17 protein-coding genes are annotated in these 21682 nt (G+C 65.7%); 5 read left to right on the forward strand and 12 right to left on the reverse strand.

Translation table 11 applies throughout. The features are described from left to right. Positions 1-7 precede the first annotated feature (7 nt). Positions 8-1444 (forward strand): V-type ATP synthase subunit B, encoded by a 1437-nt coding sequence (locus L0D18_RS02985; RefSeq protein WP_243027287.1) that lies wholly within the window; start codon positions 8-10, stop codon positions 1442-1444. A 9-nt stretch (positions 1445-1453) separates the two neighbouring features. Continuing rightward, positions 1454-2125 carry a V-type ATP synthase subunit D gene (atpD, locus tag L0D18_RS02990; RefSeq protein ID WP_243027289.1) on the forward strand — a complete coding sequence of 224 codons (672 nt, stop codon included), beginning with the start codon at positions 1454-1456 and terminating at the stop codon, positions 2123-2125. 120 nt (positions 2126-2245) lie between these two features. On the opposite strand, the gene acnA is transcribed toward atpD, so the two are convergent. The 7 genes from acnA to L0D18_RS03025 form a co-directional block, all read right to left on the reverse strand. After that, positions 2246-4951 (reverse strand): aconitate hydratase AcnA, encoded by a 2706-nt coding sequence (gene acnA, locus L0D18_RS02995; protein WP_243027290.1) that lies wholly within the window; start codon positions 4949-4951, stop codon positions 2246-2248. Between the two features lie 79 nt (positions 4952-5030). Beyond that, positions 5031-5843: an alpha/beta hydrolase gene (locus L0D18_RS03000; protein WP_243027292.1), complete on the reverse strand. Its 813-nt coding sequence runs from the start codon at positions 5841-5843 to the stop codon at positions 5031-5033. 2 nt (positions 5844-5845) lie between these two features. Continuing rightward, a complete protein-coding gene (locus L0D18_RS03005) occupies positions 5846-9145 on the reverse strand; it encodes an efflux RND transporter permease subunit (protein ID WP_243027294.1) in 3300 nt (1099 codons plus the stop codon). Next, positions 9142-10338, reverse strand: a complete 1197-nt coding sequence (locus L0D18_RS03010; RefSeq protein WP_279232132.1) for an efflux RND transporter periplasmic adaptor subunit — start codon at positions 10336-10338, stop codon at positions 9142-9144. Before L0D18_RS03010 ends, L0D18_RS03005 begins: the two co-directional genes overlap by 4 nt. Before the next feature lie 10 nt (positions 10339-10348). Continuing rightward, positions 10349-11317: a TolC family protein gene (locus L0D18_RS03015; RefSeq protein ID WP_243027295.1), complete on the reverse strand. Its 969-nt coding sequence runs from the start codon at positions 11315-11317 to the stop codon at positions 10349-10351. Continuing rightward, positions 11314-12579: a TolC family protein gene (locus L0D18_RS03020; RefSeq protein WP_243027298.1), complete on the reverse strand. Its 1266-nt coding sequence runs from the start codon at positions 12577-12579 to the stop codon at positions 11314-11316. The genes L0D18_RS03015 and L0D18_RS03020 overlap by 4 nt, the downstream gene beginning before the upstream one ends. Continuing rightward, on the reverse strand, positions 12572-13006 hold the full coding sequence (locus L0D18_RS03025; RefSeq protein WP_243027299.1) for a MarR family winged helix-turn-helix transcriptional regulator: 435 nt from the start codon (positions 13004-13006) through the stop codon (positions 12572-12574). The genes L0D18_RS03020 and L0D18_RS03025 overlap by 8 nt, the downstream gene beginning before the upstream one ends. Before the next feature lie 81 nt (positions 13007-13087). On the opposite strand from L0D18_RS03025, the gene L0D18_RS03030 reads away from it, so the two are divergent. After that, positions 13088-14413 carry a hemolysin family protein gene (locus L0D18_RS03030; protein WP_243027301.1) on the forward strand — a complete coding sequence of 442 codons (1326 nt, stop codon included), beginning with the start codon at positions 13088-13090 and terminating at the stop codon, positions 14411-14413. Beyond that, entirely contained in the window at positions 14400-14768 is a 369-nt protein-coding gene (cdd, locus tag L0D18_RS03035) for a cytidine deaminase (RefSeq protein ID WP_243027302.1), read from the forward strand. Before L0D18_RS03030 ends, cdd begins: the two co-directional genes overlap by 14 nt. On the opposite strand, the gene L0D18_RS03040 is transcribed toward cdd, so the two are convergent. From L0D18_RS03040 to L0D18_RS03050, 3 genes are read right to left on the reverse strand one after another with little or no spacing between them, the layout of a single operon-like run. Next, complete coding sequence (locus tag L0D18_RS03040; RefSeq protein ID WP_243027303.1) at positions 14765-15427, reverse strand: LEA/WHy family protein; 663 nt, start codon at positions 15425-15427, stop codon at positions 14765-14767. The genes cdd and L0D18_RS03040 overlap by 4 nt on opposite strands. After that, positions 15424-16275, reverse strand: a complete 852-nt coding sequence (locus L0D18_RS03045) for a dihydrodipicolinate synthase family protein (protein WP_243027304.1) — start codon at positions 16273-16275, stop codon at positions 15424-15426. The genes L0D18_RS03040 and L0D18_RS03045 overlap by 4 nt, the downstream gene beginning before the upstream one ends. After that, complete coding sequence (locus tag L0D18_RS03050; protein ID WP_243027305.1) at positions 16272-18203, reverse strand: hypothetical protein; 1932 nt, start codon at positions 18201-18203, stop codon at positions 16272-16274. The genes L0D18_RS03045 and L0D18_RS03050 overlap by 4 nt, the downstream gene beginning before the upstream one ends. Positions 18204-18220: 17 nt before the next feature. Here L0D18_RS03050 and sdaAB point away from each other — a divergent pair, with 17 nt between their 5' ends. After that, the gene (gene sdaAB / locus L0D18_RS03055) at positions 18221-18883 is read left to right on the forward strand and encodes an L-serine ammonia-lyase, iron-sulfur-dependent subunit beta (protein WP_243027306.1); all 663 of its coding nucleotides are present in this window, start codon (positions 18221-18223) and stop codon (positions 18881-18883) included. On the opposite strand, the gene L0D18_RS03060 is transcribed toward sdaAB, so the two are convergent. Together L0D18_RS03060 and lepA are read right to left on the reverse strand one after the other, a co-directional pair. Continuing rightward, the gene (locus tag L0D18_RS03060; RefSeq protein WP_243027307.1) at positions 18880-19863 is read right to left on the reverse strand and encodes a sensor histidine kinase; all 984 of its coding nucleotides are present in this window, start codon (positions 19861-19863) and stop codon (positions 18880-18882) included. The genes sdaAB and L0D18_RS03060 overlap by 4 nt on opposite strands. Continuing rightward, a complete protein-coding gene (gene lepA, locus L0D18_RS03065) occupies positions 19853-21670 on the reverse strand; it encodes a translation elongation factor 4 (RefSeq protein ID WP_243027308.1) in 1818 nt (605 codons plus the stop codon). The genes L0D18_RS03060 and lepA overlap by 11 nt, the downstream gene beginning before the upstream one ends. Positions 21671-21682: the final 12 nt, after the last annotated feature.

A 21682-nucleotide genomic window follows, 5' to 3' on the forward strand; every position in this document is an offset into this window, starting at 1 on the left:
GGGATGGATGGATCTTCTTAAGAAGGAATACACGGGCATCACCTATATCTCGGGGCCGCTCCTCTTCGTGGAAAACGCCAAGGACCTGGCCTATGGCGCCATCGTGGACATCAAGGACGGCACGGGCCGGGTGCGCGGCGGTCAGGTGATCGAGGTTTCCGAGGAGTACGCGGTCATCCAGGTGTTTGAGGAGACCACGGGTCTGGACCTGGCCACCACCAGCGTGAGCCTGGTGGAGGACGTGGCCCGGCTTGGGGTTTCCAAGGAGATGCTGGGCCGGCGCTTCAACGGGATTGGCAAGCCCATTGACGGCCTTCCCCCCATTACCCCGGAAAAGCGGCTGCCCATCGTGGGCCTGCCCCTGAACCCCGTGGCCCGCAGGAAGCCCGAGGAGTTCATCCAGACGGGTATCTCCACCATTGATGTGATGAACACCCTGGTGCGGGGGCAAAAGCTTCCCATCTTCTCGGGCTCGGGCCTTCCCGCCAACGAGATCGCCGCCCAGATTGCCCGCCAGGCCACGGTGCGCCCCGACCTCTCGGGGGAGGAGGCCAAGGAGGAGCCCTTCGCCGTGGTCTTCGCCGCCATGGGCATCACCCAGCGGGAGCTTTCCTACTTCATCCAGGAGTTTGAGCGCACCGGGGCCTTAAGCCGCTCCGTCCTCTTCCTCAACAAGGCGGACGACCCCACCATTGAGCGCATCCTCACCCCCCGTATGGCCCTCACCGTGGCCGAGTACCTGGCCTTTGAGCACGACTACCACGTGCTGGTCATCCTCACGGACATGACCAACTACTGCGAGGCCTTGCGGGAGATTGGGGCCAGCCGCGAGGAGATCCCAGGGCGGCGGGGCTACCCCGGCTACATGTACACCGACCTGGCCACCATCTACGAGCGGGCCGGGGTGGTGGTGGGGAAGAAGGGGTCCGTCACCCAGATCCCCATCCTCTCCATGCCCGACGACGATCGTACCCACCCCATCCCCGACCTCACGGGCTACATCACCGAGGGGCAGATCCAGCTTTCCCGGGAGCTGCACCGTAAGGGCGTTTATCCCCCCATCGACCCCCTGCCCTCCCTTTCCCGGCTCATGAACAACGGCGTGGGCAAGGGCAAGACCCGGGAGGACCACAAGCAGGTTTCCGACCAGCTTTACTCCGCCTACGCCAACGGGGTGGACATCCGCAAGCTGGTGGCCATCATCGGCGAGGATGCCCTCACGGAGAACGACCGGCGCTACCTGCAGTTCGCCGATGCCTTTGAGAAGCACTTCATCAACCAGGGGCAGCAGAACCGCTCCATTGAGGAGAGCTTGCAGATCGCTTGGGCCCTGCTTTCCATGCTGCCCCAAGGGGAACTCAAGCGGATTTCCCGCGACCACATCGGCAAGTACTACGGGCAGAAGCTGGAGGAGATCTGGGGCGCTCCCCAGGCCCTGGACTAAGGAGGTCCTATGAGCCAGGTCAGCCCCACCCGCATGAACCTTCTGCAGCGGCGCGGCCAGATGCGCCTGGCGCAGAAGGGGGTGGACCTCCTCAAAAAGAAGCGGGATGCCCTGGTGGCGGAGTTCTTCGGCCTGGTGCGGGCGGCCCTCGAGGCCCGCAAGGCCCTGAACCAGGCGGCCCAGGAAGCTTACGGGGCTTTGCTCCTGGCCCAGGCCTTTGACGGGCCGGAGGCGGTGGCCGCGGCGGCCCTGGGGGTGCGTCCCTTGGAAAAGGTGGAGGCGGAGGTGGAAAACGTCTGGGGGAGCAAGGTGCCCAGGCTTAGGGTCACCTTTTCCGATGGGGCTCTTCTTTCCCCGGTGGGCACCCCCGCCTACACCCTGGAGGCCGCCCGGGCCTTCCGCCGTTACGCCGAGGCCCTGTTCCAGGTGGCCAACACGGAAACCCGCCTCAAAAAGATCGGGGAGGAGATCAAGAAGACCACCCGCCGGGTGAACGCCCTGGAGCAGGTGGTGATTCCCGGAATCCGGGGCCAGATTCGCTTCATCCAGCAGGTTCTGGAGCAACGGGAAAGGGAGGATACCTTCCGCCTGAAGCGCATCAAGGGCAAGATTGAGGCCCGGGAGGCGGAAGAGGAGGGGGGCCGCCCGAATCCCCATCTGGAGATCGGCGCGGGCCTTTAGGTTCCCACGCGCCTTGCCCTACCGTTTCCCGGGCGCTCGGGGTCCCCGTCCTCAGGCAAGCCAGGTGAGGCGGCATGGGAAGGCCCCAGGGGTTAAGTCCCTGGGGCCTGGCCTTTGGGTCTAGCGGGCTTGGGTCTCCTTTAGCATTTCCAAAAGCACGGTCTGCAGGATGCCGCCATTCTTGTAGTAGTCCACCTCCACCGGGGTGTCCAGGCGGGCAATGGCTTGGAAGCGGACTTCGCTGCCATCCTCCCTTCTGGCTACCACCTCCACCTTCTTGCGGGGGGTGAGGTCCTCAAGCCCCAGGATGTCGTAGACCTCGTAGCCCGTGAGGCCCAGGGTTTCCCGGTTCTCCTCGGCCAAGAACTCCAGGGGCAACACCCCCATCCCCACCAGGTTGGAGCGGTGGATCCTCTCAAAGCTTTCCGCCAGCACCGCCTTGATGCCCAGGAGGAAGGTGCCCTTGGCGGCCCAGTCGCGGCTACTGCCCGTGCCGTACTCCTTCCCGGCGATCACCAGAAGGGGTGTGCCCTCCTCTTGGTAGCGCAGGGCCACGTTGTACACAAAATCAACATCGCCCTCGGGAAGCTTCTTGGCGTAGCCCCCTTCTATGCCGTCCAGCATTAGGTTCTTGATGCGGATGTTGGCGAAGGTGCCCCGCATCATCACCTCGTGGTTGCCGCGCCGGGAGCCGTAGGAGTTGAAGTCCTCCGGCTTGACCCCCTTGGAGATCAGGTACTGGCCCGCGGGGCTCTTCACAGGGATGGCCCCGGCGGGGGAGATGTGGTCCGTGGTCACGGAATCCCCCAGGACCAGGAGCACCCTGGCCCCCCGGATATCCCCCACCTGGTGCTGGCCCAGGTTCTGGAAGAAGGGGGGATTTTGGATGTAGGTGCTCCCGGGGTCCCAGGCAAAGCGTTCCCCGGTGGGGGCAGGTAGAGCCTGCCAGCGCTCGTCCCCCTCAAAGACCTTGGCGTACTCCTTCTTGAAGAGCTCGGGGTCCAGGGTCTTGGCCATGGCCTGGCGGATCTCCTCCATGGAGGGCCAGATGTCCTTGAGGTAGACGGGCTTGCCGTTGGGGTCGTAGCCCAGGGGCTCCGTGGTGAAGTCCATGTCCATGCGGCCCGCCAGGGCGTAGGCCACCACCAACATGGGGCTTGCCAGGTAGTTGGCCTTCACGTGGGGGTTGATGCGCCCCTCAAAGTTGCGGTTCCCGGAGAGCACCGCGGCCACCACCAGGTTCCCCTCCTCCACCGCCTTGGCGATGTCCTCGGGCAGGGGACCGGAGTTGCCGATGCAGGTGGTGCACCCGTAACCCACCACGTGGAAGCGCAGGGCCTCGAGGAAGGGCAAAAGCCCGCTGGCCTCCAGGTAGTCCGTCACCACCTTGGAACCCGGGGCCAGGGAGCTTTTCACCCAGGGCTTGGTGTCCAGCCCCGCCTCCACCGCTTTCTTGGCCAAAAGTCCGGCTCCCAGCATCACCGTGGGGTTGGAGGTGTTGGTGCAGCTGGTGATGGCGGCGATGACCACCGAGCCGTGGGCGAGCTCAAACTCCTCGTGGTGCCGCTTGACCAGGACCTTCTGGTCAAGCTGGTCCGGCCCAAGACCAAACCCCCGTTCCTTCACCGGCTTGGTGAGGTGGGCGAGGAAGCTTCCCTTCACCTCCCTAAGGGCCACCCGGTCCTGGGGCCTCTTGGGGCCGGCCAGGGAGGGCTCCACCGTGGAGAGGTCCAGCTCCAGGGTTTCCGAGTAGCGTACCTTTTCCTCAGCCTCGGGGGTGCGGAAAAGGCCCACCGCCTTGGTGTAGGCCTCCACCAGGGCGATGAGCGCCTGGGGGCGGCCCGTGAGCCTCAGGTAGTTCAGGGTCTCCTCGTCCACGGGGAAGAAGCCCATGGTGGCCCCGTACTCGGGGGCCATGTTGGCGATGGTGGCCCGGTCCGCCAGGGAGAGCTTGGCCACCCCGGGGCCAAAGAACTCCACGAACTTGCCCACCACCCCGTGTTTGCGCAGGATCTCGGTGATGGTGAGGACCAGGTCCGTGGCCGTGGCCCCTTCGGGAAGCTCCCCATAGAGCTTGAAACCCACCACCTTGGGGGCCAGCATGTAGTAGGGCTGCCCCAGCATCACCGCCTCGGCCTCTATGCCCCCCACGCCCCAGCCCAAAACACCCAGGCCGTTCACCATGGTGGTGTGGCTGTCGGTGCCCACCAGGCTATCGGGGAAGGCCAGGGTAAGGCCCTCCACCTCCTGGGTCATCACCACCTTGGCCAGGTACTCCAGGTTCACCTGGTGAACGATGCCGGTGCCGGGGGGCACCACCCGGAAGTTTTCCAGGGCCCCTTGGGCCCACTTGAGGAGGAGGTAGCGCTCCCGGTTCCTCTCGTACTCCTTTTCCACGTTGTAAAAGAAGGCGTAGGTGGTGCCGAAGGCGTCCACCTGCACCGAGTGGTCAATGACCAAGTCCGCGGGGACCACGGGGTTGATGCGCCTGGGGTCCCCGCCCCGCTCGGCCACCGCGTCCCGCATGGCGGCCAGGTCCACCACCGCCGGCACCCCGGTGAAGTCCTGCAGGATGACCCGGGCCAGCTTTAAGGGTACGTTGATCTCCCCTGGCTCCGGGGCCCAACGGGCCAGGGCCTCTATGTCCTCGCGGGTCACTTGGTAGCCGTCCTCGTTTCTGAGGAGGCTTTCCAGCATGATGCGGATGGAGAAGGGGAGCCAGCTTACCTCGGCAAGGCCCTTCCTCTCCAGTTCCGTAAGGTCGAAGTACCCGTAGGTGCCGCTTGGGGTGTGAAGGCTCTTAAGCGTTTGCAGGCTATCCTTCATGCGTGCTCCTTTCCCTTCCCCCCTTTCCCTAGACGGCAGGGCCACCCTGATGTGGGCAGGGCTGGGCTAGGGGTGGGTTTTAGGGGGAAGTGCTCCGAGGGGGGGCGCCCGCCCCGGCTTTCCCCACTATATCACTTCCCGGATGGAGTGTCTGGGGTGGGGGTGGTGCGGTAAGGTCCAAGCCTTCCAGGAAAAGAAGCACCTCTTCCGCAATCTCCTGCCAAAGGGCCTCCCGGGGCCTTCCCGCGGGCCGGTCCCCCTTCTGGGGGCCATAGGCCCCGAAGCCCGCATGGTTCAGGCCTGCTATGAAAACCACCCGGGCATTCCTGGGTAAGCGCCGGGCCTTTTGTCGGGCTTCCTCGAGGGGCAGAAGGCCATCCTCGGTGCCGTAGAGGGCCAGGGTGGGGAGGGTTTCCCGGCTGAGGTCCTCCTCGGGGTAGCTGGCGAAGAGGATAAGGGGAAGCTTTTCCCGGGCAGCCAGCTCGGCGGCGGCCACGCCCCCTAGGCTATGCCCCCCTACCACCAGGGGAAGATTGGGATGGCCCCTGTGGGCCTCCAAGGCCCTTTCCTTGCCCAAGAGGGCGATGCCGGAGGGCACTTTTAGGAGGACCACCAGGTACCCCGCCTGGGCCACGGGGGCCAGGACCGGGGCGTAGGCCAAGGGTTCCACCCGGGCCCCGGGGTAGAAGGCCAGGAGGGCCTTGGGGGTCTTGGGAATGAGGGCAAGGCCATACGGGGCCTCCTGCACCTCGAGGCCTCCCCCTTGGAGGGCCACCTGGGCCAGGGGCTCGGCCTTCAAAGGCCTAAGGAAGTAGTAGGCCACCCCCACCACGGCCAAGGCCAGGACCAAGGCCCCCAGGCCGATTAGGACCAGGATCTTTCTAGCAACCATGGTTACCGCAGGACCGGTTCCTCCTTGGTTCGGCGCTCAAAGGCGTAGAAAGCCGCGGGCACCACGAAGAGGGTGAGGAGGGTGGAGGAGAGGAGCCCTCCCAGGATGATCACCCCCAAGGGTCTACGGTACTCCGCTCCTTCCCCGGTGCCTAGAAGCAAAGGCAGGCTAATGATAAGCACGGTTAGGCTGGTCATGAGGATGGGCCTAAGGCGGAGCCGGGCCGCCTCCACCAGGGCTTCCTTTAGGGGTTTTTCCCGCATGCGCCGCACGGCGAAGTCCAGAAGCAAAATGGCGTTTTTGGTCACCAGGCCGATCAGCATCACCACCCCCAGGACGCTGATCACGTCCAGGCCCGTGCCCAGAAGGTAGGTGAGCCAAAAGGCGCCCACCAAGGCCAAGGGTACGGGGAGAAGGAGGTAAAGGGGGTAGCGCCAAGCGTTGAACTGGCTGGCGATGACCAGGTAGTTGAGGACCAGGGCCAGGGCGAAGGCCAGGGGGGCCAGGCGGGCCAGTTCCCCGGTGAAGCTCCCCAGCCCCGTGGCCAGGAGTTCCACCCCATCGCCCAGAAGCCCCTTCTCCTTGAGCTCGGCCTCCAGCTCCCGTTGGATTTGGAAGCTACCCGGGGCATCGGGCTTCAGGTTGATGTTGATGCCCGCGGCGTAGGCCTGGTTGCGCCTCGAGATCAAGGTGGGTCCCGGCCGCTCCTCAAGCCGTCCTAGGCTCCCTAAGGGCAGCAAGCTTCCCAGGGCCGGGGCATAGATGGGAAGGGAAAGGAGATCGGTTTCCCGGCCCAGGCGCAGGGGATCGGCTTGGACCACGACGGCCAGCTCCTCGCCGCTCCTCCTGGCGGTGGCCGCCTGGGAGCCCGAGAGGTAAAGGCGTAGGGTCTGGGCCACGTCCAAAGGGGTGAGGCCGGTGCCGGAAAGGCGGGAGGGGTCCGGGAGGAAGACCCGTTCCCGCTGGGTGGCCTCGAGGGTGTTCTTCACGTTGAGCACATAGGGTTTCTCGGCAATCGCCTCGGTGATCTCCATCACCCGCTTTTCCAGGAGGGCCCGGTCAGGGCTGGTCACGAAGAACTGCAGGTCCGCATCCCCAGCCTCGGGGCCGGTTTGGGCCAGGACCCGGAGGTCGGCCCCGGGAAAGTCCTTCAGAAGGGCCTTCCCCTCCCGGTTGAAGGCCTCGGTGAGGGTGAAGATGTCCGGCCTCTCCCCTTTGGGCTTGAGGACGATCTGGAGCTGGACCCGGCTGGGATCCCCCACCTGGGCCCCCCCGGTGGCGCTGGCCCCCACGGTGGTGACCACCCGCTTCACCGCGGGGTGGGAGAGGAAGTAGGCCTCGAGGGCCCTGGCCGCCTGGTCGGATACCGCCAGAGGAGTGTCCTTGGGCAGGAGCAGGGTGGCGGTGAGGACCCCGGTGTCGGAGCGGGGGGTGAAGTTGAAGGGGATCCGGGGCAGAATGGGCAGGATGGAGAGGAAGGCCAAGGCGGCCAGGACCAAGACCCCCCCAGGCCGCCTTAGGACTAGGCCCAGGCTTCGGGCGTAGGCCTCGGTGAGGCGGCGCATACCGCCTTCGGCGCTGCCGTGGAGGAGGTGGGTGAGGGCTCCTGCCAGGTCCCAAAGGAAGCGGCCCAGGTAGCGGAGTAGGCCCAGAAAGGTAGGGTAGAGGGGAAGGAGAAAGAGGAAGAGGGGCCCCAAGCGGTACAGGAAAAGGGCCAGGCCAAGGCCCAAGGCTAGGCCCCAGGGCGTCCTAAAGCCCCGGCGGTAGGCCCAGCGCAGGTCCAGGGGCAGTAGGCGCAGCGCCGAAAGGGCTTCTTGGGGGCTTGGGGGTTCTGGGTCGGGAAAGTAGGCCAGGCGCACGGTGAGGAAGAGGAGGGCTTCCAGCCAGCTCACGGCGATGGCGGCGGCCATGCCCAGGCCGAACTGCTGGAAGATCTGGCCGATGATGCCGGGGAGGAAGCTGATGGGCAGGAAGACGGCCAGGAGGCTCAAGGTGGCGGCGGCCACGGCCACGGAAACCTCGCTGGCCCCCTTTAGCACCGCTTCCTTGGGGCTATAGCCCAGGCGGCGGTAGCGGTCAATGTTCTCCGCCACCACGATGGAGTCGTCCACCACGATGCCCACCGCCACGGTAAGGGCCAGGAGGCTGATGAGGTTGTAGGTGAAGCCCAGAAGGCCAAAAAGGAGTATGGCCCCGGAAAGGGTGATGGGGATGGCCAGGATCACGGAAAACACCGAGTTCAGCTTGCCCAGGAAGACCAGGACCACCACGGAAACCGCCACGGCCGCCAAGAAGGCCTCCCGTACCGTGTCCAAAACCGCGGCCCGGATAAAGCGGGTGCTGTCCAGGGCGATTTCCGTCTGGTAGCCCCTGGGAAGCTGGACCTCCCCTAGGGCCTTCTTGACCCCATCGGCCACGGCCACGGCGTTGGAGTCCGGGGTTTTGACCACCGCCAGGAGCACGGCGGGGCGGCCGTTTACCCGGTTCAGGGTGCTGGCCTCCTCCGCCCTTTCCTCCACCCGAGCCACATCCCCCACCCGTAGGCCACGGGAGGGATCCACAAGGATGGCGGCCACCTCCTCGGCGGTGGCCGGGGTGTTGCGCAGGGTGTAGACCAGGCGCTTTTCCCCTTCCGTGAGGCTTCCCACGGGTAGGTTCAAGGCGGACGTGGAAAGGGCCTGCACCACCTGGCCAGGGGCCACGCCCAGGGCCTGCAGGCGGTCGGGATCCAGGTAGACCCGGATGGCCCGCCTGGGCGCCCCGGTGAGGCGGATGTCCGCCACCCCCGGGACCAGCTGGAGCCTGGGCTTTAGGGTGCGCTCCGCGTAGCGGAGCACCTGGGAAAGCTCTTCCCCGGGAGCCTCGAGGGCGACGTAGAGGATAGGGCTTGCCGAGGGGTCAAACTTCTGCACCACGGGGGGCGAGGCGTCCTTGGGAAGCTGGGCCCGGGCGGCGGCCACCTTCTGGCTCACCTCCACCGCCACCTTGTCCACATCCACCCCCTGCTGGAACTGCACGAAGACCAGGCTGAAGCCTTCCGTGGAGCTACTGCCGATGGTGTCCACCCCGCTTAGGGTGGAAAGGGCGTCCTCCAGGGGCTTGGATACCTGCTCCGCCACCTCCTCGGGGCCAGCCCCTGGGTAGCCCGTGGAAACCGCCACCACCGGCACGCTGAAACGGGGAAGGAGTTCCACCCCGAGCCCAAGCCCCAGGATTAAGCCCACCAGCACCAAGCCCACGAAGATGGCGGTGGCGAAGACGAAGCGCTCCACGAAAAAGGCCACCAGGGGGTTTTCCCTCACCGGACCACCTCCACGGGGTCGTTGTCCTTAAGGCCTTCGGGGACAGGATGGATCACCAGGCTATTGGGTTCCACGCCCGCCACCGCCGCCTGGCCGGCCTCCTGGGCCAAGAGGCGCACGGGAAGGCTTTGGGCCTTGCCCTCCTTGACCACAAAGACCCGGGCCTCCCCATTCCGGATCTGGATGCTGGCTAAGGGAAGGAGGATGCCCTCGGCCAGCCTTAGGCGGTAGCGCACCTCGGCGGGGCCTGGGAGAAGCGTGCCCTCCGGCTTCAGGACCACCTCCACCAGCCGGGTCTGGCCCGGCAGATCGGTTTTGCGCAAGAGGCGGGCCGCCACCTCCCGGCCATTTTGCCTAAGGAGGAAAGGGGTTTCGGGCGTAAGGGAAGCGGCCTGGTCTGGGGGAAGGTACAGCTTGGCCAGGAGGCGCTCCGTGGTGGCCAGGCGGAAGGCCCGGCTTCCCGCTCCCACGAACTCCCCCTCCTTAACCATGACCTCCACCACTTCCCCGGCGAAGGGAGCCCGGACCACGCTTTCCCTCAGATTCCTTTCCGCCTGGCGCACCTGAAGCCTGGCGGCCTCCACCTGGAGCTCCAGAAGCCGGATGTCCTCGGCCCGCTCCAGGCGGGAAAGGGCCTCCTTGGCGTTTTGGTAGGCGCTTTCCGCCTGGCGGTACTGGGCCTCGAGGACCTTGAGGTCCAAGGGGGCCAAGGCCCCCACCGAAAGCAGGGTCTGGCCCTCCTCATAGCGCCTTTTGGCCGCCTGGAGCTGGGCCTCCGCCGCCTGGAGCTGGGCCTTGAGGGCGGCCTGGTTCCCCGAAAGCTGGTTTCGGCCGCGCTCCAGGTTGGCCTCGGCTTGCTTTAGGTTCAGCCTTGCGGCCTCCAGGGTCTCCTGGAAGGGGGCGGGGTCCAAAAAGACCACCCCCTCCCCCGCCTGTACCCGGGTGCCGGGGGGAAGGGTTCTTAGGACCCTCCCCGAGGCGCCTGCCGCCACCAGGCTATCCTTTTCCGCCTGCAAGGTGGCGGAGGCCCGGACCTCCCGCTCCAGAAGGCCCCTTTGGGCGGGGACCGTGCGAACCTCCAGGGCCTGGGGTTTCCCTGGGGCCTGGGAAGGGGCCTCCCTCTTGGGGGCGCAGGCGCCCAGGAGGAAGAGGGTGAGGCCTAGGGCAAGGGGGAAGATATGGGCTTTGGGCATTCCATCCTCCTTAACGGCTGGCAAGAAGGCCGTAATAGGCCTTGAGGTAGGCGTGCTTGGCCTGTTCCCAGGACAGTTGGGCTTGCCTTAGGGAAAGCTCCTGCTGCAACAGGCCAAGCCGGCTGGTGAGCCCAGCCTGGAAACGCTTTTCCTCGGCTCGGTAGCGCTCCTGGGCTGCCCGGTAAGCCTCCTCCGCCGCCTTTACCCCCTGCAGGAGGGGGGAGAGCTGGCGGTACCTGGCCTCCAGGCCCAGTCTGAGGGTGCGTTCCAGGTTGGCCAGGTTGGTTTCCAGGGTTCGGATCTGGTCCTCGAGGGCCTCTATTTCCCTCCTGGCCACGAAGCTTTCGTCCATGAGCCCCCTTTGGAAGCGCAAAAGCCCCAAGGACTGGCTTAGCTGGAGTAGGTCCACGTGTTCCTGCAAAAGGGCCTCCACCACCTCCTTTCCTGGAAGGGAAGGTAGTTCGCCCACGCTTTGGGGTTTCCATTCCCCCACCAGGTTGGCCAGGGCGGCCAAGGCGCTATCCCGCCCCCTTTGGGCCAGCTCCAGGTTCTTCCTGGCTTCCAGGAGGCGGTTTTGCGCCTCCAGGAGGTCCAGGCTGGTGGCGCCACCCCCTTTGAGGCGGATCTCCGTGGCCTTAAGCCCCAGCTCGGCCACCTCCACCGCCTTTTCCGCCAAGCCCACCTGCAGGAGGGCCTCAAAGGCCTGGGTATAGGCGGAAACGATCTCGCTTTCCGCCTGGGCCAGGGCTCGTTTGAGCCGGGCCTCGGCCAAATCCCTGGCCTGGCGTGCTTGCAGCTCGGCCAGGGCGGTGCGCAAGGGGTCCTGGAGGGTGCGCTCCAGGTCTTTCTGCCGGGTTGCGGATTCCAGCCGGGCTGTGACCACCGCCGCCACCTCCGGGGCCTTCTTCAGGGCCTCGGGGAGGGGTTGGGCTAGGCTAGGGGCCAGGAGAAAAAGGAGGGCTAGGGCACTTTTTTTCATGGGGTTACCTCCGGTAGGAGTTCGCCGTAAAACTGGTAAAGCTCCATCCACTTGCTTCGCAGATCGCTTTCCGCCTGGGCCAGGGCCAGTTCCGCTTGCAGAAGGGAAAGCTCCGCCTGCAGCAGGGCTAGGGGACTTTCCAGGCCCAGCTCCAGGCGCCTTTTCGTTTCCGCCAAGGCCCTTTCCTGGGCACCGTGGCGGAGGCGGGCCAGTTCCAGGGCCATCCTCGTGGCCTTAAGGGAGTTCTCCAGGGTTTCCCCCTGGAGCCGGGCCTGCATCTCGGCCCCTTTCAGGGCTTCCTCTGCTCCCCGCACCTGGGCCTCGGCCGCCTCGAGGGCCGCGAAAAGGCCAGGGGTGAGGGTTAGGGAAAGGGAAAGCCGAAGCTCCTCGGCGATGCGGTAGCTGCCGCCGGGCAGGCTGGTGGGTCGTTGCCCCGGGTCCTGCCGGGTGTAGGCCAGGGTGGGTTGCAGGGTCCGGCTGGAAAGGCTTAGGGTCAGGGTGTCGTTTCCACTTGGGTAGAGGAGGTAGCTGGCCTTGACCTCGGGGAAGAGGGCGCGAAAGGAGGCGGAGTAGGCGATCCTGGCCTCCTCGAGGCTCAGGCGGGCTTCTTCCAGGACCAGGGGGGTGGTGCCCTGAGGTGGGGGGATCTCGGGGAGGGGCTTGGTGAGGTCCACCAGGCCCTCTGCCCCTTTTCTGGCCAGCTCCACGCTCCTTTGGGCTTCCAGGAGACGGTTTTCTGCTTCCTTCAGGGCCAGTTCCGCCTCCCGGAGTTCCTTGGGGTTGGCCTGGCGCTTCCTGGCCGCCTCGAGGGCCGCCTGGGCCAGCTCCCACCCTTTTTGCGCCAGTTTTTCCCCCAAGAGGGCCAGCTGGTAACGACCGTATGCGGCCACCGCCTGGGCCTGAAGGGCGGTGAGGGCCTTGCGGTAAGCGAGCTCCGCCCGCCGGTAGGCGATCCTAGCCCGCTTTTGGGCGTCTTGGGTGTCGCCATAGGGGAAGGGGGTGAGGACCAGGGCCAGGGTGAGGCTCCCGGCGGTGCCGGGCAGGCTTGAGCACAGGGAGGAAGGGGTGCACTCGTAGCCCAGCCGGGCGTAGTTCCCCTGGAGGTTCAGGGCCAGGGGGTAGGATTGGGCCTCCAAGCCCTTGGCGGCAGCGTCCAGAAGCGCCTGGGCCTGGAGGGCTAGGGGGTGGTTTCGCAAGGGGGCTAGGGCGCCTTGGGCTAAGGCGGGAAGGAAGAGGAGGAATAGGCTCAGGAGCCTAGGCACCTTCCACCTCCGTGAGTTTGCGCAGCAGGTTGCGGAAGAGGTTCAGTTCCTCCGGGGAAAGGCGGGCCAGGTGCTGGCCATAGGCCCTTAGCCAGGCCTCTTGCAGGCGCTTTTGCACCGCCTCCCCCTTGGGGGTGAGGCGCAGAAGCACCCTACGGCGGTCCTCGGGGTCGGGCTGGCGCCTGAGGAGGCCGGCTTCTTCCATGGAGGCCAGGAGGTGGGAGACCTGGGAGGGAAGGACCTCGAGGTGCTCCGCCAAACGGGAGGGAAGCTGGATCCCTTCCTTAACCAGGCGGAGCACCTCCGCCTGGAGGAGGGAGAGGCCTTCTTGGGTGAAGGTTTCCTTGGCGCGGGCAAGGAGAAGGCGCATCAAGGTGTAGCCCAGCCGGGAAAGCTCTTCCACCAGGGGGGCAGGAGGACCATTCATACCTTTCAACTATACACGGAAATCAATAAAAACCTAGGCCTGCCCCACACTTTCCCATGGTGTACAATGGCGGAAGGTGATATGGACAGACCTCCCAGTCGGTGGCTCTTCTTCCTGCCCTTCGGTAGCGTAGCCCTGGCCCAGTCCCAAACCCCAAGCCCTGGGGACCTTTTTCTTTTGGTCCTTCTCCTGGCCCTTTCCGCCTTCTTCTCCGCCAGCGAAACGGCTCTCACCACCCTTTACCCCTGGAAGGTAAGGGAGCTTGCGGAAACCCAAGGGGGGCCCTTCCGGCTCCTTTCCCAGGACATCACCCGTTTCCTCACCACCATTTTGGTGGGCAACAACCTGGTGAACATCGCCGCCACCGCCTTGGTGACGGACCTGGCCACCCAGGCCTTCGGTTCCCTGGGGGTGGGGGTGGCCACCGGGGCCATGACCTTCCTCATCCTGTTCTTTGGGGAGATCACCCCCAAGTCCATCGCCGTCCACCATGCCGTTCCCTTGGCCCGGGTGGCCGCCTGGCCCATCTACCTTTTCTCCATCCTCCTCTACCCGGTGGGCCGGTTCTTCAGCCTGGTTTCGGGTCTTGTCCTCAGGGTGTTGGGCCTCGAGCCCCGGGATACGCCTTTGGTTTCCGAGCACGAGCTTAAGCTCATCCTGGCCGGGGCGGAGGAATCGGGAACCATTGAGGCCCAGGAGGAGGAGATGATCCACTCCATCCTGGAGCTGGAGGAAACCCCGGTGCGGGAGATCATGACCCCCCGGGTGGAGATGGTGGCCATCGAGGCCGAGGCCAACCTGGAGGAGTTCCTCCACCTCTTCCGTGAGCACCGCTACAGCCGGGTCCCCGTCTATAAGGAAAGCGTGGACCACATCGTGGGCGTGGCCTACGCCAAGGACCTCCTGGACTACTACTGCGAGGAGGACCTTAGGGGGCGTACCGTGGCCTCCATTGCCCACCCTCCCTATTTCGTTCCCGAGAACATGGATGCCTGGACGCTTCTCCGGGAGCTTCGCCGGCGCAAGGTGCACATGGCCATCGTGGTGGACGAGTTCGGGGGTACGGCAGGCCTGGTCACCATGGAGGACGTGATGGAGGAGATCGTGGGGGAGATCTACGACGAAACCGACGAGCCGGAGGATGCGGCCATCCGCCGCCTTCCCGACGGCTCCCTTTCCATCCAGGCCCAAACCCCCGTGGACGAGGTTTCCGAGGCCCTGGGGGTGGAGCTTCCCGAAGGGGAGTACGACACCCTTTCCGGCTTCCTCTACGAGCAGTTTGGCCGCATCCCCAGCGTGGGGGAGAGCGTAGAGTGGCAGGGGTTCCGCTTTGTGGTGGAAAGCGCCGACCAGCGCCGCATAGAACGGGTGCGGGTGGAAAGGCTGGTGGAGCATGGAGAGGGTTAGGGAGGTTCTCGTAGCCCACCTGGAAAGGGCCTACGCTCCCTACTCCCACTTTCCCGTGGTGGCCTTGGTGGAGGCGGAAGGGGAGAGCTTTCTTGGGGTCAACGTGGAAAACGCCTCCTTTCCCCTCTCCCAGTGTGCGGAAAGGAATGCGGTGGCGGCCATGGTCCTGGCGGGGAAAAGGCGCATAGACCGGGTGCACGTCTATAGCCCCAAAGGGCCCATCCCCCCTTGCGGGGGGTGCCGCCAGGTGCTCTTGGAGTTTGGCACCCCCGGGACCGAGGTGGTGATGCACGGGCCCGAGGGCTATGTGGTGAAGACCCTGGGGGAGCTTCTGCCCTTGGGCTTCAAGCTCTAAAGGGGCAGGACCAGCTGCTGGCGGAAGAAACCTGGGACCTCGAGGGTAAGCTCTAGTCTTCCCGCGCCCCTTTCCAGACCCGGCCTGAAGCCCACCACCTGGAGCCTCCCTTCCCCTTTCGCTGGCAGGTCTACCTGGACCCGGAAGCTTTGCCCCAGGAGGACCAGATTCCCTTCCACTTTGAGGGGAAGGGGATTGGGGTTTTCCAAGAAGAAGTTCACCCCTGCCCGGCGCACCCTAAGGGGTTCCAAGGGAAAGGCCAGCCGGGTGCGGAAGAAGGTGAGGGCTTGGCCTAGGGTGCGGCCCTCCAGGGCCACCTCCACCCCCTCCCGGGAAAGGAGGGCCTGGGCCGTGGACAAGGCCCCCTTGGGGGTAAGCCGAACGGGGAGGACCTCCTCTTTCCTTCCGGGGGGTAGGCTGAGGTCCAGGGGCACCGTCACCTCCCCCACCCGGAGCCGGGTGCCGAAGGTGGCAAGGGGCAGGGGGAAGGGATTGGGGTTTTGGAACCCCACCCTTACCCCCAGGAGGAGGGCGGGTTCCGGGCTAAGCTCAAAACCCCGGATCTCCGCTCCTAGGAAACGGGCTTCCGGGGTAAGGGCTTGGGGTGCGCAGGCAGCCAGAAAGCTTAGCGCCAAGGCTAGCAGGGAAGCCTTTCTCATAGGATCCACCCCTCTTCCTTTAGCCTATCCAGAACCGGAAGGAATCTGGGCCAAAGGGGGCTTTCCGTGGGATAGGGGGGCCTGGGGTACCCTGCAGGCAGGCCCAGGTGGCGTAGGGCCTGCTTGAGGAGGGGTACCCCTCCCTGGGAGAGGAGGTTCCCTAAGGGGAAGAGCCCTTTTTGCAGGGCCTGGGCCTTCGCCAACTGTCCGCTGCGGAAGGCTTCCACGAGGGCCCGGTAGGCCCTAGGGGCCAGGTTGGCCGCGGCCAGGATGCCCCCTTCGGCTCCCAGGGCCAAAGCCCCCAGGAAGGTGGGGGCGTGGCCGGTGAAGACCCGGAAATCCCTCAGGTGGGCCTGGTAAAAGGCCAGACGGGAGAGGTCCCCGCTGGAGTCCTTGATCCCAAGGATCCGGGGGTGCTGGGCCAGGCTCTCCACCGCGGCAAGGGGGAGGTCCACCTTGGTGTTCTGGGGCACGTGGTAAAGGAACACGGGCATCCTCTCCGCCAGGGCCTGGTAGTAGGCCACCAGCCCCTGGCCCAGGCTGGCGTGGTAGTACCGGGGTGGGGTGGCTAAGAGGGCCATGGCCCCCGCTTCCTGGGCCTCGAGGAGGGCCCGCTCCGCCTGGGGTAGGGTTTCCTCCATGAGGCCCACCAGGAAGGGTTTCCGGGGCTTTAGGGCCCGGAGCCCCCTGGCCCTTTCCTCCGGGGTCAGGTGGACGCCTTCCCCGTTGGAGCCGTAGATGAGGAACCCATCCACCAAGGGTTCTAGGGCTTCCGCCAGTGGGCGAAAGGCCTCCGCATCCAGGCGGCCCTCCCGGTCAAAGGGGGTGGGGATGGGGGGAAGGATCATGCGGGCCTCCTTAGGCTAAGGACCAGCGCCAGGAGGTGGAGCCCATAGGCCAGGATCAGGAAGGTGGGCGTCTGGCCCTCCAGCACGGCAAAAAGCCCGTAGGCGGCCAGGAGGAGGAGGACAAGGCCCAGCCCGGAGGAGAACCCCAGACTTCCCGGCACCAGAAGGCGTACCCCCAGGGCCCAGGAGAGGGGGACCGGGGCCCTGCGCCGGGGCAGCAGGAAGGTGAGGAGGTGGTAGAGGAGGAGGAGGCCAAAGCCAGCGAAGATCCAGGGCTTCGTCCTTTCGGGAAGGGGGATGCCCAGGCGCAAAAACCCCCGGAGCGGATCCTCTTGGAGGCGCCTGAGCTCCACCTGGAGGAGGGCCAGGTAAAGGGTCCGGAAGGTGGGGCCTGGCTCCCTGGCTCCCCAGGGGTCCTGGCCCAGGTGCAAGGCGGTGCGGATGGGGCCCTCGAGGGGAGCCTGGCGGTAGGCTTGGGCCAAGGAGGCCTCGTCCCCCCTGAGGGCCAAGGCGAAGGGCAAGGAGGCTTCCTTCAGGAGGCCCAGGGCCTCCTTAGGGGCCTCCGTCAGAAGGGCGTAGCCCAGAAGGGCCTTGGCCTCAGGGGTAGGGGGCAGGGTGCGGAGCCAGTCCTGGGCTTTTTGGGTGCGGAGGGTCCCCTGGTCCAAGGGGGGGGCGAAAAGCTCCCCCCGCACCCGGGCGTCCAGTCCCTGCAGGAGGAGGCCCAGGCCAAGGGCTAGGAAGAGGGCCAGGGCCAGCACCCGTTCCCCCAGGCTGGCGTAGGCCAGGTGGAGGTGCCTGAAGCGTAGGAGTGGGTGCTTCCAGAATCCGCCCAGGTAGCCGCCAAGGGGCTTCAGGTCCTTTAACTGGGCAGGTAGGTAGAAGAGGAAGAGGTAGAGCATGAGGGCCAGGTATGCCAGGCCCAGGGTCCAAAGGGCAGGGGGAAGCAGGGTAAGCTGCGGGGGAAGCCAGGCTCTTAGGAGTTTCTCTGCTTCGCGGAAGCGCAAGGCCTGGGCAGGGTACCCCTGGGCCTCGAGGTACAGGGCCGTTTCCCTAAAAAAGGCCAACGAGCCGGGGAAAAGGGGAGTGTAGCGGAGAAGGGTCTGGGCCAGGAGAAGGGCCTTTTCGGGATCCTTCTGCCGTAAAGAGCGGGAGGCCTCGGCCATGCGGGCCACCTCCGCCTGGCCGAAGAGGAGTTCCGGCCTGTGGCCCCGGGCCAGGAGGTCCTGGCCATAGGCCTCCAGGTCCTCCGGGGTGAGGGTGGCGGGGTCTTGGGTCCAGTAGGCGAAGTAAGGCCAAGGCTTAGGCGGGTTGAGGGCCTGGAGGAGGGAGCCTAGGGTTTGTAGGTCCTCCCCATGGCCCTCAAAGGGCAGCCGCGGGAAGGGGATGGGCAGGACCCAGTCCCCCTGTAGGAGGACCTCGGGGCCTGGGCGGAGGGCCAGGATGCGGGCCGGGGCGAAGTGGAAGGACAGGGTTTCCCCCTTGAGGCTGGTTTCCACCACCAAAAGCCCCTGGGCCACGAACACCTTATCCCCCTGGACCAAGGGGCCCAACCAGTCCCCCGGGGGCAGGGCTAGGAGGCCCCAGGGGAGCTTAAGGCCTTCCTGGGTCAGCTCAGGGGTGGTGGGGGCAAGGGCGGTGAAGCGGGCTTCCAAGGCACCGGCGGGAAGGGAAAGTCGGACGCGGTATTCCCCGGGGGCCTTGGGGCTTAGCTCTAGCTGGAACCTTCCCTTCTGGACCTCCACCTCCAGGGTCTGCTGCCCTTCTGGTCCCTCCAGCACCAGGGGGAAGCGCCCCTCGGGCAGGTCCCTACCCTCCAGGACCACGGACCGCCCCACCTGGACCTCCTTCGGGACCCCCAGGCTTTGGCCCAGAACCGGGAGCCCCACGGCCAAGAGGAGGCCGATGGCCCGGGTCAGGAACGTGCGCATGGGGTTATTCTACAAGCATGGGTCTTTTAGACATGGTCGGCCCGGTGATGGTGGGGCCTTCCTCCAGCCACACCGCCGGGGCCTGCCGCCTGGCCCTTTTGGCCCGCCACCTCTTGGGGGAAAGGCCCAGGCGGGTGGAGTTTGGCCTGCACGGTTCCTTTGCCAAAACGGGAAAGGGCCACGGCACCCACCTGGCCCTGGTGGCAGGGGTCTTGGGCTTCAAGCCCGACGACGAAAGGCTTAAGGAAAGCTTGAGCCTGGCGGAAGGGGAAGGGGTGGAAGTGGTCTTCAAGGAGGTGGAGCTAGGGGATGTGCACCCCAACACCGTGCGCATGGTCCTAGAGGGGGAGAGGGAGCGCATCACCGTTACGGGTAGTTCCCTGGGAGGGGGGTTGGTGCGCATCTTTGACCTGGATGGCTTTGAGGTGCGTATCACTGGGGCCGCTCCCACCTTGGTCATCCGCAACGTGGATACCCCGGGCGTGGTGGCCCGGGTGGCCCGGATCCTGGCCGATGACGAGGTCAACATCGCCTACCTCACGGTAAGCCGCAAGAAGCGGGGTGGGGAGGCCATGATGAGCCTGGAGGTGGACCGGCCCCTTTCCGAGGTTCCCCTGAGGTACCTGGAGCACCTCTCCTACATCCTCTGGGTGCGGCAGATTCCTCCGGTTATGGACTAAAGCTCCCTGGCGGAGGGGAGTTCCAAGCGCAAACACGCTCCGCCCAAGGGACTTTTGCAGGCTAAGAGCCTCCCCCCGTGGGCCTCGGCCACCCGCTTGGCGGTGTAAAGGCCGAGCCCTGAGCTTCCCCGTATGCCCTGCCCTTGGCGGAAGGGCTGGGCCAGGGCCTCGAGGGGCAGGGGAAGCCCTTCCCCGTCGTCCTCCACCTGCATGGCTCCCTCTTCCACCCGGATGCGCACCTGGGTCTTGGCGTGGCGCAGGGCATTGCCCAGGAGATTGGCCAGGGCCCGTTCCACAAGGAGCCTCTCCCCCCGGGCCACGCCTGCCCCCTCTACCCTCAAGGCGATTCCCCGCCTCTTGGCCTCTTCCCCATACCGCAACAGGAGATCCTCGGCCAAGGCCCTGAGGTTTAGGGTTTCCCGCTGGGGGGGGCGGGCCTCGAGGCGGGAGAGGGCCAGGAGGTTTTCCACCAGGAGGTGGGCCTGGGTCAACTCTCGCCTCAGGGCTAAAAGGAGCTCCACCCGCTTTTCGCGGCCCAGGTGGTCGGCCCTTTCCAGGTACTCCAGGGCGCGGATGGCGGAAAGGAGGGGGGTCTTGAGGTCGTGGGCCAGGGCCCCGTAAAAGGCCTCCCTGGCCTCCATCAGGCGTTGCAGGCGTTGAAGAAGCTCCCCGAAGCGGGTGCGGAGGAGGGCGATCTCCCTGGGCGGAGGTTCCTTGGGGGCAGGAAGCCTCAGCTCGCTCACCGGGCCCTCCTTCAGGGAGAGGTAGGCCAGGGTGCGGGTGAGCTCCTCCAGGGGCCGGAGCAGGCTCCGGGCCAGGAGATACCCCACGGCTCCGGAAACCAGGGCGATGAGGAGAAGCCAGAGCACCAAGGGGAGCCATGGACCATTCCCCATGAGGCCTAGGGTGAGGGCTAGGACCAGGTTGGGCAGAAAGGCTAGAAAGGCGATGACCAGGGCCAGCCTTGCCCTAAGGCTCATTCCTCCCCGCCGAAAGCACCGCCAGGAAGGCCTCCTGGGGAACCTCCACCTTGCCGATGGCCTTGAGCCGCTTCTTTCCTTCCTTTTGTTTTTCCAAAAGCTTCTTCTTCCGGGTTACGTCCCCACCGTAGCATTTGGCCAGCACGTCCTTCCTCAGGGCTTTCACCGTGGCCCGGGCGATGATCTTCCCCCCGATGGCCGCCTGGATGGGCACCTCAAAGAGCTGACGGGGGATGACCTCCGCCAGCTTGTCCACCATGGCCCGGGCCATGGCGTAGGCCTTGTCCCGGTGGGCGATAAAGGTGAGGGCATCCACGGGTTCCCCGTGCACCAGCACGTTGACCTTGACCAGGTCCCCGGGCTGGTAGCCCATCTGCTCGTAGTCCATGGAGGCATAGCCCCGGGAGAGGCTCTTTAGCCGGTCGTGGAAGTCGTAGAGGATCTCGGCAAAGGGCACCTGGTAGACCAGTTCCACCCTCTTGGTTTCTCCGGGAAGATAGGTCATGTTCACCAGGCGCCCCCGCTTTTCCTGCACCAGCTGCATGATGGCTCCCACGTACTCCTCGGGGGTAAAGACGGTGAGCTTCACGTAGGGCTCGAGGATCTCCTCTATCTTCGTGGGGTCGGGGAGGTCGGCTGGGTTTAGCACCTCCATCTCCTCCCCGTCCTTCAGGCGCACCTTGTAGACCACGCTGGGGGCGGTGGCGATGAGCTCCAGTCCGAACTCCCGCTCCAACCTCTCCTGCACGATCTCCGCATGGAGAAGCCCTAGGAAACCGCAGCGGAAGCCAAAGCCCAGGGCGGTGGAGGTCTCCGGCTCAAAGGAAAGGGCGGCGTCGTTGAGCTTAAGCTTTTCCAGGGCGTCCCGCAGCCTGTTATAGTCCCCGGAGTCCACGGGATAAAGCCCGGCGAAGACCACGGGCTTGGCGGGGCGGAAGCCAGGGTAAGGGGCGTCCGTGGGCCTATGGGCGTGGGTGATGGTATCCCCCACCTGGACGTCGTGGATATCCCGGATGGCGGCGACAAGCCAACCCACCTCCCCGGCGGTGAGCTCCTCCACGGAGATGAGCCCTTGGGGGGTGAAGATCCCCACCTTATCCACGGTGAACTCCTTGCCGGTGGAGTAGATGCGGATCCGGTCCCCCGGGCGCACCCGGCCCTCAAACAGGCGGAGGTAGGGGATCACCCCCTGGTAGGCGTCGTAAAGGGAATCAAAGATGAGGGCCTTTAAGGGGGCTTCGGGGTCTCCTTGGGGTGGGGGGATGCGCGTCACGATGGCCTCGAGGATCTCCTCCACCCCTTCCCCGGTTTTCCCCGAGGCGAAGATGGCCTCGTCGGCGGGAAGGCCCAAGACCTCCTCCACCTCTAGGGCCACCTCCAGGGGCCTGGCGTTGGGGAGGTCGATCTTGTTGATGACGGGGATCATCACGTGGCCGTGCTCCAGGGCCATGTAAAACTTGGCCAAGGTTTCGGCCTCCACCCCTTGGCTGGCATCCACCACCAACAAAACCCCTTCCACCGCCGCCAAAGCCCGGGAAACCTCATAGGTGAAATCCACGTGGCCTGGCGTGTCAATGAGGTTAAAGACATAAGCCTGGCCGTCTTTGGCCTGGTACTCCACCCTCACGGCGCTGGCCTTGATGGTGATGCCCCGCTCGCGCTCCAGCTCCAGGGAGTCCAGAAACTGCTCCCGCATCTCCCGTTCGCTCACCGCATGGGTCAGCTGCAGGATGCGGTCCGCCAGGGTGGACTTCCCATGGTCCACGTGAGCGATGATGGAGAAGTTGCGAATGCGCCGGCTATCCATCCCTCTCATCGT

Source organism: Thermus albus, assembly GCF_022760855.1.
Classification (GTDB): Bacteria; Deinococcota; Deinococci; order Deinococcales; family Thermaceae; genus Thermus; species Thermus albus.